Origin of the sequence: Rhizobium sp. BK275 (assembly GCF_014193555.1) — a bacterium.
Taxonomy (GTDB): Bacteria; Pseudomonadota; Alphaproteobacteria; order Rhizobiales; family Rhizobiaceae; genus Rhizobium.
In genome coordinates this window covers 1,127,137-1,143,798 of record NZ_JACHZL010000001.1, presented here as the reverse complement: position 1 = coordinate 1,143,798, position 16,662 = coordinate 1,127,137, and the positions used below count along the sequence as shown (strand labels likewise).

At 60.1% G+C, this 16,662-nt stretch carries 13 protein-coding genes; 7 read left to right on the top strand and 6 right to left on the bottom strand.

Features of this window, described 5'->3' with window-relative positions:
• Positions 1–36: 36 nt before the first annotated feature.
• Positions 37–1,029: a dihydroxyacetone kinase subunit DhaK gene (locus FHT82_RS05220; protein WP_183726933.1), complete on the top strand. Its 993-nt coding sequence runs from the start codon at positions 37–39 to the stop codon at positions 1,027–1,029.
• A 171-nt stretch (positions 1,030–1,200) separates the two neighbouring features.
• Here the strand turns inward: FHT82_RS05220 and FHT82_RS05215 are convergent, their stop codons facing one another.
• Genes FHT82_RS05215 through FHT82_RS05205 form a run of 3 tightly spaced genes read right to left on the bottom strand, consistent with a single transcriptional unit; the run spans position 1,201 to position 4,766 of the window.
• Positions 1,201–2,019, bottom strand: a complete 819-nt coding sequence (locus FHT82_RS05215; protein ID WP_183726931.1) for an alpha/beta hydrolase — start codon at positions 2,017–2,019, stop codon at positions 1,201–1,203.
• 16 nt (positions 2,020–2,035) lie between these two features.
• A complete protein-coding gene (locus FHT82_RS05210; protein ID WP_183726929.1) occupies positions 2,036–3,523 on the bottom strand; it encodes an NAD-dependent succinate-semialdehyde dehydrogenase in 1,488 nt (495 codons plus the stop codon).
• 16 nt (positions 3,524–3,539) lie between these two features.
• Positions 3,540–4,766, bottom strand: a complete 1,227-nt coding sequence (locus FHT82_RS05205; RefSeq protein ID WP_183726927.1) for an iron-containing alcohol dehydrogenase — start codon at positions 4,764–4,766, stop codon at positions 3,540–3,542.
• A gap of 211 nt (positions 4,767–4,977) precedes the next feature.
• On the opposite strand from FHT82_RS05205, the gene FHT82_RS05200 reads away from it, so the two are divergent.
• The 5 genes from FHT82_RS05200 to FHT82_RS05180 all read left to right on the top strand — a co-directional run bounded on the left by FHT82_RS05200 (position 4,978) and on the right by FHT82_RS05180 (position 9,917).
• Positions 4,978–5,658 carry a GntR family transcriptional regulator gene (locus tag FHT82_RS05200; protein WP_112972443.1) on the top strand — a complete coding sequence of 227 codons (681 nt, stop codon included), beginning with the start codon at positions 4,978–4,980 and terminating at the stop codon, positions 5,656–5,658.
• 22 nt (positions 5,659–5,680) lie between these two features.
• Positions 5,681–7,249: a sugar ABC transporter ATP-binding protein gene (locus FHT82_RS05195; RefSeq protein WP_183727320.1), complete on the top strand. Its 1,569-nt coding sequence runs from the start codon at positions 5,681–5,683 to the stop codon at positions 7,247–7,249.
• Positions 7,246–8,238 carry an ABC transporter permease gene (locus FHT82_RS05190; RefSeq protein ID WP_183726925.1) on the top strand — a complete coding sequence of 331 codons (993 nt, stop codon included), beginning with the start codon at positions 7,246–7,248 and terminating at the stop codon, positions 8,236–8,238. The genes FHT82_RS05195 and FHT82_RS05190 overlap by 4 nt, the downstream gene beginning before the upstream one ends.
• A gap of 53 nt (positions 8,239–8,291) precedes the next feature.
• Entirely contained in the window at positions 8,292–9,239 is a 948-nt protein-coding gene (locus FHT82_RS05185; RefSeq protein ID WP_183726923.1) for a substrate-binding domain-containing protein, read from the top strand.
• Between the two features lie 63 nt (positions 9,240–9,302).
• A complete protein-coding gene (locus FHT82_RS05180; protein ID WP_112972442.1) occupies positions 9,303–9,917 on the top strand; it encodes a DJ-1/PfpI family protein in 615 nt (204 codons plus the stop codon).
• 247 nt (positions 9,918–10,164) lie between these two features.
• Here the strand turns inward: FHT82_RS05180 and FHT82_RS05175 are convergent, their stop codons facing one another.
• Positions 10,165–11,949: an APC family permease gene (locus FHT82_RS05175; RefSeq protein WP_183726921.1), complete on the bottom strand. Its 1,785-nt coding sequence runs from the start codon at positions 11,947–11,949 to the stop codon at positions 10,165–10,167.
• Between the two features lie 246 nt (positions 11,950–12,195).
• Here FHT82_RS05175 and FHT82_RS05170 point away from each other — a divergent pair, with 246 nt between their 5' ends.
• Positions 12,196–14,565, top strand: coding sequence for a DUF1989 domain-containing protein (locus FHT82_RS05170; protein WP_183726919.1), 2,370 nt, complete (start codon positions 12,196–12,198; stop codon positions 14,563–14,565).
• Positions 14,566–14,570: 5 nt separating this feature from the next.
• On the opposite strand, the gene FHT82_RS05165 is transcribed toward FHT82_RS05170, so the two are convergent.
• A complete protein-coding gene (locus tag FHT82_RS05165) occupies positions 14,571–15,170 on the bottom strand; it encodes a PAS domain-containing protein (RefSeq protein ID WP_183726917.1) in 600 nt (199 codons plus the stop codon).
• A gap of 117 nt (positions 15,171–15,287) precedes the next feature.
• Positions 15,288–16,625 (bottom strand): NAD(P)/FAD-dependent oxidoreductase, encoded by a 1,338-nt coding sequence (locus FHT82_RS05160; RefSeq protein ID WP_183726915.1) that lies wholly within the window; start codon positions 16,623–16,625, stop codon positions 15,288–15,290.
• Between the last annotated feature and the right edge of the window lie 37 nt (positions 16,626–16,662).

Below are 16,662 nucleotides of genomic sequence, written 5' to 3'. Positions count from 1 at the left end.
AAGGATTGGCATGATCATCGCCTTGGGAGGGGCTTGATGAAGAAATTCATGAACACAGCGGAGACTATGGTCGCCGAAAGCATCGAAGGCTTTGTGCGCGCCCATCAGGAGTTCGTTGTGTTCGGCACCGACCGCAAATGTATCCGCCGCCGTGAGCTGGTTCCTGGCAAGGTCGCCATCATTTCGGGTGGCGGGGCAGGCCATGAGCCGATGCATATCGGCTTCATCGGTCGCGGCATGCTCGATGCCGCCTGCGTAGGGCATATCTTCACGTCGCCCACGCCCAGCCAGATCGTTAGCGCGATAGAGGAAGCAGACACCGGCGCCGGTTGCCTGCTTGTCGTCAAGAACTACGATGGCGACGTCATGAACTTCGAAATGGCGTCAGAGATGGCGTCGCACCGGCATAGAATTGAAATGGTCCTTGCCTGCGACGACATCGAAACGACGAGGGGCGGCGACAGTCGTGGGCGACGCGGGGTTGCCGGTACTCTGATTGTAGAAAGGCTGCTTGGAGCGGCCGCCGAGGAGGGCCGGTCCCTTTCGGAACTAAAAGCCTTCGGCAACAGCCTCTCCTCACGCATCCGGTCGATGGGCGTTGCCCTGACCGGTGTCGCGGTGCCGGACACCCAGCGCACGACCTTCGCACTCGGGCCGAACGAGGTGGAAATGGGCGTCGGCATTCATGGGGAGCCTGGCCATTCGAGAGAGCGTTTCTCCAATGCTGACACGATCGTCAGGTATCTCAGCGAGGCAATTCTCAACGATACCAGCCGCAGCACAGACAGAGCATTTCTCTTCGTGAACGGACTTGGCGGCACACCGCCTGCTGAACTCTATCTTGCCTATAATTCAGCCCTTCGCATCATGTCGGAATACGGCCTTCACATCGAGCGTTCCCTTGTTGGCACCTATGCCACTTCGCTCGACATGCAGGGCCTTTCCATCACGCTCGCATTCCTCACGGACGAGGAGCTTTCTCTATGGGATTCGCCCATTGCTACAGCGGCATTGCGCTGGAGGTGCTAATGCATGTCGCGCAAAACTGTGCAGCGGTTTCGCGATAACGACATGCGAAAACAAAAGCTTAAAGCGTGGCAAGCGAATCCTGGGGATCGCGACACGCTTTAGGCGTCCCGCGATCAGCCGGTTTTCCGGTGCGGAAATCTCGTGATCCCGATCAAGATCGGTTTTTGGACGTCAACGGGTATATGCAATCGTTTTGCCGAGGATTCGACCGATAGCCGTTTCGGGAAGGCCAAGATCGCGAACGCTGCTCATATGATTGGAGCCTTCGAGCCTTTCGCTGGCGACCGACAGTCCTTGTTGTCGCAAGCGCAATGAGAAGGCGTCCGCCTGCTGATGAAACGGCGGCGTTTCTTCGGCACCCACCGCGATGACGGTGTGACAGCCCTCGTCAAAGGAATGCAGCATCGGGGAAAAGTCAGTAACCTCTCTATCGGTAATGGCGATCTCGGAGCGCAGAAACGATGATTGCAGGGGCTTCAGGTCGTAAAGTCCCCCAAGCAGGAGGGCTGCCGACACGCCCGAGAAAGCCTCCTGTCGATGAAACAGGAAGCTCGCAAGATGCGCGCCGGCGGAATGACCGCTGACCGTAAAGCGCGAGGCGTCACCGCCGTGGCTCGCGATGTGTTCGAGCACCCATTGCTTGGCCCGCCGAACCTGATCGACGAGCACCTCCATCCGGACATGCGGCATCAGGGCGTAATCGACAATGACGGCGATCGCGCCTGTGCCGGTAATGGTGTCGGCGACATAGGAGTAGTCGCGCTTGGAAAACATCCGCCAGTAGCCGCCGTGGATGAACATGTGCACCGGCAGCCCGTCACGCGTGCCTTCCGGGTAGAAGATGTCCAGGGTTTCGCTTGCATCGTCTCCGTAGGAGATTTCCTTCATGCGGAGCCTCGCCCGCGTCGAAGCACTCCTTGCCCTGATCTCCGACACGATGGCGTCGAATTCGCGCACATGTCCCCGTATGCGAAACGGATCGGTCTCCAAAAATGTCTCCTCCGCGTCAGAAGCTCGTTGCGATATATTTGGCTTCCATGAATTCGGCGATGCCATGATGCTGCCCGCCCTCACGGCCGAGACCACTCTGCTTGACGCCGCCAAAGGGCGCTGCCGGATCGGAAACCAGACCCCGGTTGAGCGCGATCATGCCTGCCTCCAAAGCGGAGGAAACACGCAATCCCCGTGCTATGTCGCGCGTGAAGACATAGGCGGCAAGACCGTATTCGGTGTCGTTGGCACGCCTTATCACTTCGTCTTCGGTCTTGAACCTGTAAAGAGGTGCAACCGGTCCGAAGATTTCCTCATGCGACATCTCGACACCATCGGGCATGTCGACGAGCACTGTCGGTGGGTAGAAGTAACCCGGCCCGGCAGGGGTCTCGCCGCCGCAGGTGACGCGCGCACCCTTTGCTTTCGCATCATCCACCAGGCGATCAATCTTCTCCACCGCCTTTGGCGTGATCATCGGCCCGCATTCGGTGAGGGCATCGACACCGGGACCGACGTTGAGAGCTGCCATTCTTTTGGTCAGCCCCTCTGCGAAAGACTCGTAGATTCCCGACTGGACGTAGAGACGGTTTGCGGCGGTACAGGCTTCGCCGGCATTGCGCATCTTCGCAACCATTGCGCCGTCGAGTGCTGCCTCCAGATCGGCGTCGTCAAACACGATGAACGGAGCGTTGCCACCGAGTTCCATAGAACACGAGATGACATGCTTGGCCGCTTCAGCGAGAAGCAGGCGGCCAACGCCTGTGGAGCCTGTAAACGAGAGTTTTCTGACGCGCGGATCCGCGAGAATGGCGGCGCTGAATGGGGCGGGAGTGCTTGTCGTCAAGACGTTGACGACGCCTGACGGCACGCCGGCCTCCTCATAGATCGAGGCCAGTGCGTAGGCCGTCAGTGGCGTCTCGCTTGCCGGCTTCAGGATGACGGTGCAGCCAGCAGCAAGCGCCGGGGCGATCTTTCGCGTGGCCATTGCAGCCGGGAAATTCCAGGGCGTGATCAGCAGGCAGATGCCGATCGGCTGGTAATCGACAATGATCCGGTTGGCTCCTGACGGAGCGATACCGAATTCTCCCGTTATACGCACGGCCTCTTCCGCATTCCAGCGGAAGAACTCGGCGGCATAGGCGACCTCGCTGCGGGCGTCGCGCAGCGCCTTGCCGTTCTCCAGGGAGATCAAGGTGGCAAGCATTTCGGAACGCTCGATCATCAGTTCGAAACAGCGTCGCAAAATCTCCGAGCGCTTGCGCGGCGGTGTCGACCGCCAGCCAGGCGCAGCCCGGGATGCGGCCTCGACGCTCGCCTGCGCATCCTCGATGGTGGCGTCCGCTACAACAGCAAGAAGCATCCCGGTCGAGGGGTCGGTCACATCGATCTTGCGCCCGCTTTTCGATTGCCGCCAGCTCCCATCGATATAGAGGCCGCGGGCTGCGGCCTCAATGTCTGGCAGGTGGGGGTCGATCTGCTGCATTTGCTGGGCAATGGTCATTTTATTCCTCGAGTGTTTAAAGGGCGGAGGCGGCAAGATCGCCGTCATAGGCTGCACGAACGAGACGCTTCATGGCGTCGATGTCGAAGGGTCTCGGGTTGTTCTTGATCAATCTGTCGATGCTGAGCGCCTGTTCGGCAGTCCAGTCGAGCTTGTCGGCGGAAAGCCCGAGATCGGCGAGTGTCGGCGTGATGCCGATGGCCTGAAAGAGCCTGCGGATCTCCTCAATCGCCGCCCCCGCCATCTCCTGCTTCGTCCTGCCCATTGAATCGAGGCCCAGCGCCTGGCCGATCTCGGCCAGCTCGGCCGTCGAGGCGGCGCGGTTATAGTTCATGACGTAGGGCATCATCGTCGCAACGCCGAGCCCGTGGGCCGTATGGGTCAATGCGCCTGCCGGATACTGGATGGCATGCGCTGCTGCCGTGCCGGCCGTGCCGAATGCGCAGCCGGCAGCCAGCGCCCCCATCATGACGTCGGCGCGCGCATCCTCGTTCGCTCCCTCCTTGCACGCCGTCTCCAGGCTGCGTCCCAGGAGCTTGACGGCGAGAAGCGCGAAATGGTCGGTAAGCGCACTCTTACCTATGAAGACATGGTTTTGAGGCAGCAACGGGTCGGTGCCGCGCCGGGCGGCCGTGAATGCCTCGATTGCATGGGTCAATGCGTCCGCGCCAGCGACAGCGGTCAGACCCGGCGGGCAGGACATCGTCAGCTCCGGATCGCAGATAGCCGCTGCGGCGATGAGATGAGGGCTCGATATGCCGACCTTCAGCGTTCGGTCCGGATCGGAGATAACGGCAACCGGCGTCACCTCCGACCCGGTTCCCGCCGTGGTCGGGACAGCGATGATCGGGATTGTCGGACCGGGAACCTTGAACTCGCCATAGTAGTCCGCAAGGCTTCCGCCATGGCTCAAAAGCAGGGCGGCGCATTTTGCCATGTCGAGGCAACTCCCCCCGCCTATCCCTATCACCATGTCGGGCGCGAAGCTCCGCGCCTCCTCAACGCATAGCGCAACGGTGTCGCGCGGGACATCCGGCAGGACCCGGTCATGGACCAGTGTTTCGATCGATGCCGCATTCAACGCGGTGACGAGCTCAGCGAAAATGGAAGTTCCTGCGAAGCGTTCATCCGTGCAGATCAGCGCTTTTTGGCCAAGCCGTTTGGCGACCGACGGCAGCGCAAAACGTTGGCCCTTGCCGAACAGGATTTCTTTCGGGAGCCGGATAGCTGCAAAGAGGGTCATTGTGCTGACCTTCTCACCAGTTGTGGGATGAAGAAAGACCTTGAGGAAGCGTCGCAAAATTGGCGCGCGATTTCTTTTGCGCTCATCCAAATGACTCTCATGAAACCTCCGATATAAAATCCTATAGGATATGGGATTGCATATCGCCGAGCATCGTGTTAGCGATTGTTCCTGTCAAGAGGCAAAAGAAATACAGGGCCGGAATACGATGATGCTCAATGCCACGCCTGATCCGAGTGGTTTCATACAGCGCAGCAACAGTCTCGCGGACAGCGTCTACGAGGTGATCTTTGCGCAGCTGATGTCCCTGAAGATCGCTCCAGGTGCGCGCATCACCGTCGATAATCTGGTCAAGGAATTCAATGTTTCCCAGACCCCTATCCGCGAAGCGCTCGGCCGCCTCGAAGGAGAAGGGCTTGTCGTCAAGACGCACCTCATCGGTTACAGCGCCGCCCCGCAGATCACCCACCGGCGCTTCGATGAGCTTTATCACTTGCGGTTGCTGCTCGAGCCCGACGGTGCTGCGAGGGCGGCAAAGGCCATGGACGATGAAAAGCTCGCCATCCTCAGGGAGGCGGCCGGTGTCATGGGGCGCCGGGAAGGAGCCGATGAACGGCTACGCTATTCTACCTTCGCGCGGCAGGACGCCGTTTTCCATGACAGGATCATGGAATTTGCCGGCAACGAGCTCATTCGCCAAACCCTCAGCCACCAGCACACGCATTTTCACATCTTTCGACTGATGTTCCATTCCCGCGTCACCGAAGAAGCGCTGGATGAGCACGAGGCGCTTCTCTCCGCCTTTGCCGCAGGTGACCCATCGGCTGCCGAGAAGGCAATGAGAACCCATCTCGAACATTCACGGGACCGGCTCGTGCCGGCTTTCGATTGAGAGGCGGGCAATGTCGAGCGTCATGACCATCGAGAGGAAGGGGAGGAGCGTGGTGTCCGAGACCGACGGCCTTGTCTCTCATCCGGTCCTTCGTGCAGAGGGCATGTCGAAGCAGTACGGACCGGTCACCGTACTCTCGGAAGTCACGCTCGATATCTTGGCCGGCGAGATCCATGCCATCATCGGCGAGAACGGCGCCGGCAAGTCGACATTCATGCGGCTCCTTTCCGGTTATGCCGAACCCACTGCAGGAACGCTGTCGATGGGCGGCCGCAAGGTCGGCTTCTCAACGCCCGAGCAGGCGCAGGAGGCGGGTATTGTCCTGGTGCACCAAGAGATCCTGCTTGCGGACGCCCTGACCGTCGCCGAAAATCTTTTCCTCGGCCGCGAACTGATGCGTCATGGCTTGGTCGATGATCGGACGATGCGGCGTCTGGCCGTCGAAAAACTTCACGACCTTGGATGCCACGCATCGCCAAACGCCCTGGTACGTGACATCTCGCTTGCCGATCGCCAGCTCGTACAGATCGCGCGTGCACTCCTCGACGATTACAAGCTTGTCATTTTCGATGAGCCGACGGCAGTGCTGACGGGTGAGGAGGTCGAGCGACTGCTTGCCATCATCCTGCAGCTGAGGGAGCAGGGTGCTGCCGTGCTCTACATCAGCCATCGCCTCGATGAAGTCCAACGGCTTGCCGACAAGGTGACGGTGCTCAGAGACGGCAAGATGGTCGGCACATATCCCGGTCACAGCCTCACGCAGATGGACATGGCGCGGCTGATGGTCGGGCGCGATCTCGCCGCACTTTATCCCGAGAAGACCGTAAAGCCAGCCCTGCAGGCGATGCTTGAAGTCCAGGATCTCAGCGTTCCCGGCTTCGCAAGCGATATCTCGTTTAACGCCCACAAAGGCGAGGTCCTCGGATTCGCCGGCATGATCGGTGCCGGACGCACCGAAGTGTTCGAGGGCATCATGGGTCTGCGCCCTGCTGCCGGAACCGTAAAATTGCAGGGCAGAGCGATTGACATCAGGCGCCCTCGGGCGGCGATGGATGCCGGCATTGGTTACCTGACCGAAGATCGCAAGGGCAAGGGGCTGCTGCTGCAGGAGCGACTTGCCCCGAACCTCACGCTGTCCGCCCTCGGCAGATTTCACCCCGGCCTTATGATGCGCCGCCGTCGTGAGCAGAGCGCGCTCGTCGAAGCGGTCAACACCTACGACATCCGCCTGAAAAGTTACGCAGTCAAGGCGGGCCAGCTTTCCGGCGGTAACCAGCAGAAGCTTCTGCTCGCCAAGGTGCTTCTCACCGACCCTTCGGTCGTGGTCATCGACGAGCCGACGCGCGGGATCGACATCGCCAACAAGGCCCAGATCTATGCCTTCATCGAGCGCCTCGTCGCAGAGGGCAGGACCTGCATCGTCATCTCGTCCGAAATGCAGGAACTGATCGGGATCTGCGACCGGATTCTTGTGATGCGGGAGGGGCGCATCACGGGAGAGGTGACGGGCGAGAAAATGACGGAACATGAGATTGCGCTTCTTGCCACCAGCGAAACGAAGGTTGCGGCGAAGCAGGGAGGAAGACAATGACTGTGATTACGGGTTCGACGCCGGTTCGGCCGGAGCGGGAATGGAACATCGGCTGGTCGGATGTCGGTCCGTTCCTTGCGCTTCTGGCGCTGCTGCTGATCGGTTTTTCGATCAACCCGGATTTTCTCTCGGCAACCAATCTCGGCAATGTGATCACACGAAGCGCCTTCATCGCAATCATCGCTGTGGGTGCGACCTTCGTCATCTCGTCCGGCGGACTGGATCTTTCAGTCGGTTCGATGGCCGCCTTCATCACCGGCATAACCATCATGTTCATGAACAGGATGGCTCCCGACTGGGGTGTCCTGGCAATTCCCGCCGGCATGGCCATCGCGCTCGTCGTCGGGCTCCTCTGCGGGCTGATGAACGGGCTCATCGTTACCGTCGGAAAGATCGAGCCCTTCATCGCGACACTCGGTACCATGGGGATCTTCCGTGCCCTCATCACCTATATGTCGGATGGTGGAACGATCCCGATCGATCGCAGCCTCCGCGACGCCTATCGGCCTGTTTATTTCGGGACCCTTGGCGGTATTCCCTTTCCGATCCTCATTTCGATTGCCGTTGCCGCCATCGCATCCTTCATCCTCTACAAGATGAAATATGGCCGCAAATGCGCTGCCGTTGGGGCGAATGAGGACGTGGCCCGCTACTCAGGCATTTCCATCATCAAGACGCGCACGATTGCCTACGCGATCCAGGGCGTATGCGTTGCGATCGCTGCGATCTGCTATGTGCCGCGCCTCGGAGCGGCGACTCCGACCACCGGCGTGCTGTGGGAATTGCAGGTCATCACTGCGGTCGTCATCGGCGGAACTGCCCTGCGGGGTGGGAAGGGCCATGTCTGGGGCACGGTCGCCGGAGCGGTCATCCTCGAACTCATCGCCAACCTGATGGTGCTCTCGGATTTCGTATCCGAATATCTCGTCGCCGGTGTCCAGGGCGTCATCATCATCATCGCCATGCTCATTCAGAGGTTCTCGAAGTAACCGCGTCCGGACCGCGCGGATTGATGTTTGTGGTCCGATTCTGGGAGGAATGAATGTCTAGAAAATGGATTGCGGCCCTGGCCGTCAGTACGGTGCTGCTCGCCGGCCAAGCCCTTTCGGCAGACAAAAAGGTTGTCGCAGTGTCGATCCCGGCAGCCGATCATGGCTGGACGGCGGGCATCGTCTATCACGCACAGGCTGCCGCCAAGGAAGTCAATGCCGCCTTTCCGAATGTCGAGGTCGTCGTCAAGACTTCGCCCTCGGCAACGGCGCAGGTGAGCGCGCTTGAAGATCTTTCCGCAGGACGCAAGCTCGATGCGCTGGTCATCCTGCCCTATACGTCGGAGGAACTGACGACGCCGGTCAAGGCGGTCAAGGATGCCGGCACCTTCATCACCGTCGTGGATCGTGGCCTGAACGACCAGTCCATCCAGGACCTCTACCTTGCCGGCGACAACATCGCGGTTGGCCGCAATACGGCGAAATTCATGATCGACAAGCTGGGCGGCAAAGGCAACCTTGTCATCTTGCGCGGCATTCCGACCGTCATCGACGATGAGCGCATCCAGGGCTTTCAGGATGCCATCAAGGGAACCGATCTCAAGGTTCTGGACATCCAGTATGCGAACTGGAACAGTGATGACGCCTTCAAGCTGATGCAGGACTATCTTGCCAAATACCCGCAGATCGACGCTGTCTGGGCAAATGACGATGACATGCTTCTTGGCGTGCTCGAGGCCGTCAAGGAATCGGGTCGCAAGGACATCAAGCTCGCCCTCGGCGGCAATGGCATGAAGGATATCGTCAAGAAGGTCATCGACGGCGATCAGATGACGCCGGTCGAGACACCTTATCCGCCCGCCATGATCAAGACCGCCATCTACATGACCGTTGCCAATATTGTCGGCCAGGCGCCGGTGCGAGGCACTGTCAAGCTGGATGCGCCGTTGATCACGCAGGAGAATGCCAAGGAATACTATTTCCCCGACTCTCCGTTCTGACAAAACCTGAAACCGGGGGCGGCCACAGCCGCCGCCCCATTGCATGAAGAAGAGGAGTAAATCATGCCTGGTAAGAAGATACTGATGCTGACCGGTGAGTTTACCGAGGAATACGAAATCTATGTCTATCAGCAGGCGATGGAGGCAGTCGGCCATACGGTCCACGTGATCTGCCCCGACAAGAAGGCTGGCGATCTGATCAAGACCTCGCTCCACGATTTCGAAGGCGATCAGACCTATACGGAGAAGCTCGGGCACTTCTTCACGATCAACAAGACCTTCTCGGAGGCCGAGGCGCAGCTCGATCAATATCACGCAGTCTATTGCGCAGGCGGTCGCGGCCCCGAATATATCCGCACCGATAAACGCGTCCAGGCAATCGTGCGGCATTTTCACGAGAAGCAAAAGCCGATCTTTACGATTTGCCACGGCGTCCAGATTCTGATTGCCGTTGACGGTGTGGTTCGCGGCAAGAAGGTCGGTGCCCTGGGGGCTTGCGAGCCGGAAGTCACGCTTGCAGGTGGCACCTATATCGATCTGTCGCCGACGGAAGCCTATGTCGACGGCACCATGGTCTCTGCGAAGGGATGGACCGCACTTGCAGCATTCATCCGCGAATGCCTGAAGGTGCTGGGCACGGAAATCCGCCACAGCGATGATATCGCCAAGGCTGCCTGAGCTCTCACTCCTGCGACGGCTTATGATCAGGCAACGCTCGCCAAACGCGGGGGTTGCCTTTCCAGGAACGACTTTCCTGCCCGCGGAGGCAGATAGCAGATAGATGCTCTGCATCATCTGCCGGCAGCAAAGTCATGGCGGCGGCGCAAGCGCAAGGCGTCAGTCCTTTCAAACTGACGCCGATCTGCGCGCATATGGTTTGCCCGAGTACCCAACACATCCGTCGGAATGCCCGGGCTGGCGGTCTTTAAGCCGGCAATTGGAAGATCCAGTTGGCGATCAGTACGATGGCGAGGCCCGCGGCCAGTGCGAGGTACGGCAGCATGCCAGCCTTCTTGACGCCGAGGTCCTGGCCGACGAGGCCGAGGTCTTCCATGGCGCCGGGCGGGAACCTGCCGCCGTCGCGCACATAGTGGCGATAGGCGAAGACCGGCAGGATGAGCGCGGCGAAGATGAAGCCGACCCAGAGCGCATTGGCATAGCCCCAGACCTTGGCGCCGGCGCCGAGGAAGAGAGCGTTGACGAAGGCAAGCACGGTATTGACGCCGATCAGCCAGGTGGGCGCCTTCCAGGGGCGCTCGACATGACCGGAATCCATGCGATGGATCCAGCCGGAATTCAGGTTCAAGAAGTTGAAGATGATGTAGCCGACATTGGAGACGGCGAGCACGAAGAAATAGCCGCCGGCATCGGACGCGATCGCCAACAAGAAAAGATTGAAGGCAAAGTCTGTCCACATCGCCCGGGTCGGGGCGCCGTTTTCATTGACATGGTCGAGATATTTCGGCAGCCAGCCATCCTTCGAGCCCTGGTAGAGCGTGCGCGAGGAGCCTGCCATCGCCGTCATGATGGCGAGGAAAAGCGCCATGATCATCAGCACGACGAGAAGCTGGGTGACGACACGGCCGGCGCCGATCAGTCCGCCGAGTGCTTCGGCGACACCCGTCCCGTCGACGATACCGGGCGCCAGCATGCCCGCATGACCGAGCACGCCCTGGAAGGCGAAAGGCACGAGGAAGAAGAACAGGCAGCAGGCAAGGCCGGAATAGAAGATCGCCTTGAAGGTATCCGTCTTGGGGTTCTTCAGTTCGCGCGTATAGCAGACCGCAGTCTCGAAACCGTAGGTCGACCAGGCGGCGATATAGAGACCGCCGAGGAAGAGCGTCCAGCCGCCATTGCTCCAGGTACCGTCAGTGCCAGCATAGGCCGCCGTTGGCGGAACCAGCCCGGTGACGTTGGCGCTGACGATCTGGCCGCTGATGATCGGATAGAGACCGATGACGAGCAGCGGCACCAGCACGATGATTGCCAGCCATTTCTGGACGCTCGCCGTTTCGGAGATGCCGCGATGCTGGATCGCAAAAATGATCAGCATCAGGATGCCGCCGATAAAAAAGGTGGCGTTGATATTGGCGGTGGCGAGGAAAGGAATGCTGAAGCTGAGGAGTGACCAGCTGCGGATTGCCGGCGTCAGCGCGGCGACACCGTCCGCGCTCAGCAGCGCCTTGACTGCATCCTCAGGCGAAGTGCCGGCGTGGGCGGCAATATATTCGGCGACGCGGGGGCTATCGGCCGTAATCGAAGCGGCATGCGTGCTGATCCAGGCGAGGACCGCCTGCGAATCCGCTGCCGGGATCGGGAAGAAGGCATTGAGGATATAGCCGGCCGCAATGGCGCAACCGAGCGAAAGCACCGGTGACCAGGCAAACCAGTTGCACCAGACGGACAGCGGCGCGATGAATTTCGAGTAACGCAGCCAGGCCGTGGCACCATAGACCGATGCGCCGCCCGACTTGTTACCGAACATGCCGGCGATTTCGGCATAGGTGAAGGATTGCAGGAAGCCCATGATCATCGAGATGATCCAGACCACAAAGGCGAGCTTGCCGGTCGTGCCTGCAATACCGCCGATGGAGAAGAGAACAAGCGGCGGCACGCCGGCTGCCACCCAGAACGCGCCCTTCCAGTCAAGCGCGCGTATAAGCTTACCTTCGGTGCCGGCGGCAACGCCGGCGTCCACGATATCCGTCATCGATGAAATTCCCCATTCTATTTGTTCGGGACGTAGCTTTGCGTACGTCTCCCTGAACGCGCCTCCCGTGGCATGCATGGGCTGCCCGGCATTTTCTCGATCCGCGTTCCCGAGCGGATTTCCGAGTCTCGACCCTTTATGCATAGTGAAGATATTTTCTTTTTAGTCAATATCCCTTTACTTTCGGGTGGCATTTTGTCAGCATGATTTGCGTGCCGGAGGGCACATCAATCCCATGAGGACCACATGCGAGATCTCCATCCCGGGATATCAGGGGTGCGACCGGTGTCGGCAAGCATCATCCGCTATCCCGGTATCCCCACGCTGCCCGAGGGTGTCGAGCGTTACCGCTGCAAGGGCGGCGGATCCCTTGTTGTTCGCGTCGAGGCAGGCGACCACGTCACCCTGATCGACAGCGAAGGTGGACAAGCCTGCGAGCTTTCCTTCCTCGACGAAAACGGCCGGTTTCAATCGGCCGGCCTCGGCGCAGCCTTCACCGGCTCGGCCGAAGGACTGAAGGCCATTCTCTCTTCGGGCGATGAGGGCGCCGCCCGCACCCGCACGGCGATTGAGCGACGCGGTGCCGACCTCGGCACGGCAGGAGCGATCCGCATTTTCAGCGAAGCTTCCATTGCGGGCAGCAGGGCGGAGTTTGCGATCACGATGAAGGGTCTGCTGATTGCCGCCGCCCCTGCAGCAGCGATGTCGCCTGACGCCCAGGATACGGCAACACCGATCGAGATCCGTATCCGGCGCAGCAGGCTGATCCGCGACTATGCCGCGGCCCTCCCCGAGCCGATGGCCGATCCCATCGAAGACATCCGCATCAGGGCGGCGACCGCCTCGGCCTATTTCGTCCGTGCCGGAGAGTTCATCCAGATCATCGACGTCTACGGGAGGCAATGCACTGATTTCCAGGCCTTTGCCGCCCGCAAGGTCGACAAGGGCCTCGATCTTGCGCTGGATTCCACCGTCACTCGCACCCTGCTTGGCCGCAGCTATCCTGCCCCCGGTCTGCCGTCCAAGGCTTTCGACCGCGACTTCGAGCCGCTGGTGGAGATCGTCCAGGACACGGTCGGCCGCCATGACGCATTCGCGACCGCCTGCAATTCGCGCTACTATGACGACATGGGTTATCCCGGCCATGTCAATTGCACCGACAATTTCAATGCGGCGCTCGCGCCCTACGGCATACCCGGCCGCAAGGGCTGGGAGGCGCTCAATTATTTCTACAATACGAATATCGACCACAACAACCAGCTCTACCTCGACGAGCCATGGTCTCGGCCGGGCGATTATGTGCTGATGCGGGCACTGACCGATCTCGTCTGCGTCTCCTCCTCCTGCCCCGACGATATCGATGCGGCCAATGGCTGGGACCCGACCGACATCCATGTCCGCACCTTCTCCGGAAAAGAAAATTTCTCAAGAGCGGTAGCCTATCGCATGACCCCTGACGCCGATGCAGAACTGACGCGGGAAACCGCCTTTCACCCTCGCCTTGCGGCACTGACGCGGGATTACACCGAATATCGCGGCTACTGGCTGCCGAACCGGTTTTCCTCCGAAGGTCCGGTCGAAGAATATTGGGCCTGCCGTGAAAGAGCTGCTGTCATCGACCTGTCGCCGTTGCGCAAATTCGAGGTCACGGGTCCGGATGCGGAGGAATTGCTGCAATATTGCCTGACGCGCGACGTGCGCAAGCTGTCGACCGGACAGGTCGTCTATTCCGCCATGTGCTACGAGCACGGCGGCATGATCGACGACGGCACGCTCTTTCGCCTCGGCGACAAGAATTTCCGCTGGATCGGTGGCGACGACTACAGCGGCATATGGCTGCGCGAACAGGCCGAGAAGAAGGGCTTCAAGGCCTGGGTTCGCTCTTCGACAGACCAGATGCACAATATCGCCCTGCAGGGACCAAAGAGCCGCGACATCCTCAAGGAGATCATCTGGACGGCCCCGCGCCAGCCCGATATCGGCGAGCTCGAATGGTTCCGCTTCACTGTCGGGCGCGTCGGTGGCTTCGAAGGAGCTCCCGTCGTCGTCTCGCGTACCGGCTATACCGGCGAACTCGGCTACGAGATCTTTTGTCATCCGAAGGATGCGTTGACCGTCTTCGATGCTGTCTGGAAGGCCGGTGAGCCCTACGGGCTGAAGCCGATGGGGCTTGAAGCGCTCGACATGGTCCGCATCGAGGCGGGCCTCGTCTTCGCCCATCACGAATTCGACGATCAGACCGATCCGTTCGAGGCCGGCATCGGCTTTACCGTGCCGCTGAAATCCAAGCAGGACGATTTCATCGGCCGCGAGGCGCTTCAGCGGCGCAAGGAACATCCGCGCCACCTGATGGTCGGCCTGGACGTGCAGGCAAACGAAGCTGTCGGCCACGGCGACTGCATCCATCTCGGCCGCGCCCAGATCGGCGTCGTCACCAGCGCGACGCGCTCTCCGATCCTCGGCAAGACGATCGCACTCGCCCGCATCGATGTCACCCATGCCACCGTTGGCACCGAGGTCGAGATCGGCAAGCTCGATGGCCAGCAGAAGCGCCTGCCGGCGGTGGTGGTGCCTCTGTCACACTATGACCCGCAGAAGACCCGGCCGCGTTCGTAGAAACCTTATTCCGCCCTGCGCTGGGCGCTGGTGATCGCCCTTGCGGCCTCTTCGGAGGAATTGGCGAGCTGACGCATCTCGGCGGCGAGCACGGCGAAGCCGGATCCCGCTGTCCCTGCCCTTGCCGCCTCGATGCCGGCATTGACGGCGAGCAGCTTCAGGTAGCGCAGCGAGTGCAGGATCTCGTTGGTCTTCGAGGCAGTGATGCGCATACCGGCAGTCTGCTCGTCGATGCGCTGGTAGAGCGACTCGATGTTGATGATGCTGCCCTCGAGATAGAGCAGCTCGCCATTTTCGTTCCAGACGCCGCCGCCCGTCTCCGTCACCCAGACATAATGCCCGTCACGGTGGCGGATACGATATTCCATCGTCCAGTCGGTGCGGCTTTCCAGCGCGATGCCGACGACCTTGTCCATCAGCGGCACGTCCTCCTCGCACATGATCGAGGTGAAGGTGCGCGTGCTGTTGCCGATGATCTCTTCGGCCGGATAGCCGAAAATGCGTTCGATGCCATCGGTCATCTCCAGCATCGTGTAGTTTTCGTCCGCACGGCAGCGATAGAGGAAACCGCTCATACGGCCGAGAACACTGCTCTGAAAATCCATGAGGACCACGCCTTGAGAAAATGAGTTGCAGATCGGGGTTGCTTCGTCTCATTTCAAACACGCCGGAAAGGGCCGCGACGGACGACCCTTCTCGGTTACACGGGAGCTTGGGAAAGATCAGTTGCGCAGATATTCCTCCATGGAATCGTCGAGCGCCTTGACCCAAGGCGTGTGGTGCGTCGGCGACATGTTGCCGGTCATCAGCGAACGATAGGCGTGATCGCGGAAGCCCATGATGTTTTCCGCCTTGTGGTGCTCCCATTCCATGAAGGTCCTGTTGGTTCCTTCAATGTCGAAGCTCGGATAGTCGGTTTCGGCGAGCAGTTCCTTCACATAGTCACCCTGATACCAGATCATCTGCTCGGCATCCTCGAGCATCTCCTCGCGGGTCCGCCACATGTCGAAATTCGCCTTCAGTTCCTCTTCCGGCGGCAATTTGATGCGGCCCATCATGACATCGCGTGCCCACCAGGCCTGCACGTCGAACATGTTGAAGGTGTAGAATTGATCCTGCATGCCGATATAGAAAAGCTGAGGGTTCCTGTCGAAGACCACGCCTTTGTAGAGATGGTCGGCCCAGAGACGATTGGCAGTCTTGAGCCTCAACTCATCGGGCAGGAAGGGGAAGTGATGCTGGTATCCCGTGCACAGGATCAGCGCATCCACTTCCTTCGTCGAACCGTCGAGGAAATGGGCGGTGCGGTTTTCGAGCCTGGTGAGCAGCGGACGCTCTTCGAAATTATCCGGCCAGTTGAAACCCATCGGCTTTGACCGATAGCTCGTGGTGACCGACTTGGCGCCGTATTTCCAGCATTGTGAGCCGATATCCTCGGCCGAGTAGCTGCGGCCGACGATGAGGATATCCTTGCCCTTGAATTCCAGCGCATCGCGGAAGTCGTGGGCGTGCAGGACGCGGCCGTTGAAGGTCTTCACGCCCTCGAAATAAGGCACGTTCGGTGTCGAGAAGTGGCCGCTCGCCACCACGACATAGTCGAATTCCTCGTCGTACATATGGTCTTCGAGGCGGTTGTGTGCGGTGACCGTGAATTTCTTCGTGTCCTCATCGAAACGCACCATGCGCACCGGCGTATTGAAGCGCACCCAATGGCGGACATTCGCCTTTTCGACGCGGCCCTTGATATAATCCCAGAGCACGGCGCGCGGCGGATAGGAGGCGATCGGCTTTCCGAAATGTTCCTCGAAGGAATAATCGGCAAATTCCAGGCATTCCTTGGGTCCGTTCGACCAGAGATAACGATACATGCTGCCGTGAACCGGCTCGCCATATTCGTCGAGCCCGGTGCGCCAGGTATAGTTCCAGAGCCCGCCCCAGTCGGACTGCTTTTCGAAGCAGACGATCTCCGGGATCTCCGCACCCTTCTGGGCGGCCGACTGGAAGGCCCGCAACTGGGCAAGCCCGGAAGGACCGGCGCCGATGACGGCAACTCTTGTCATGAAGCATTCCCCTTTCGATTGTATCGACGTTTTATCT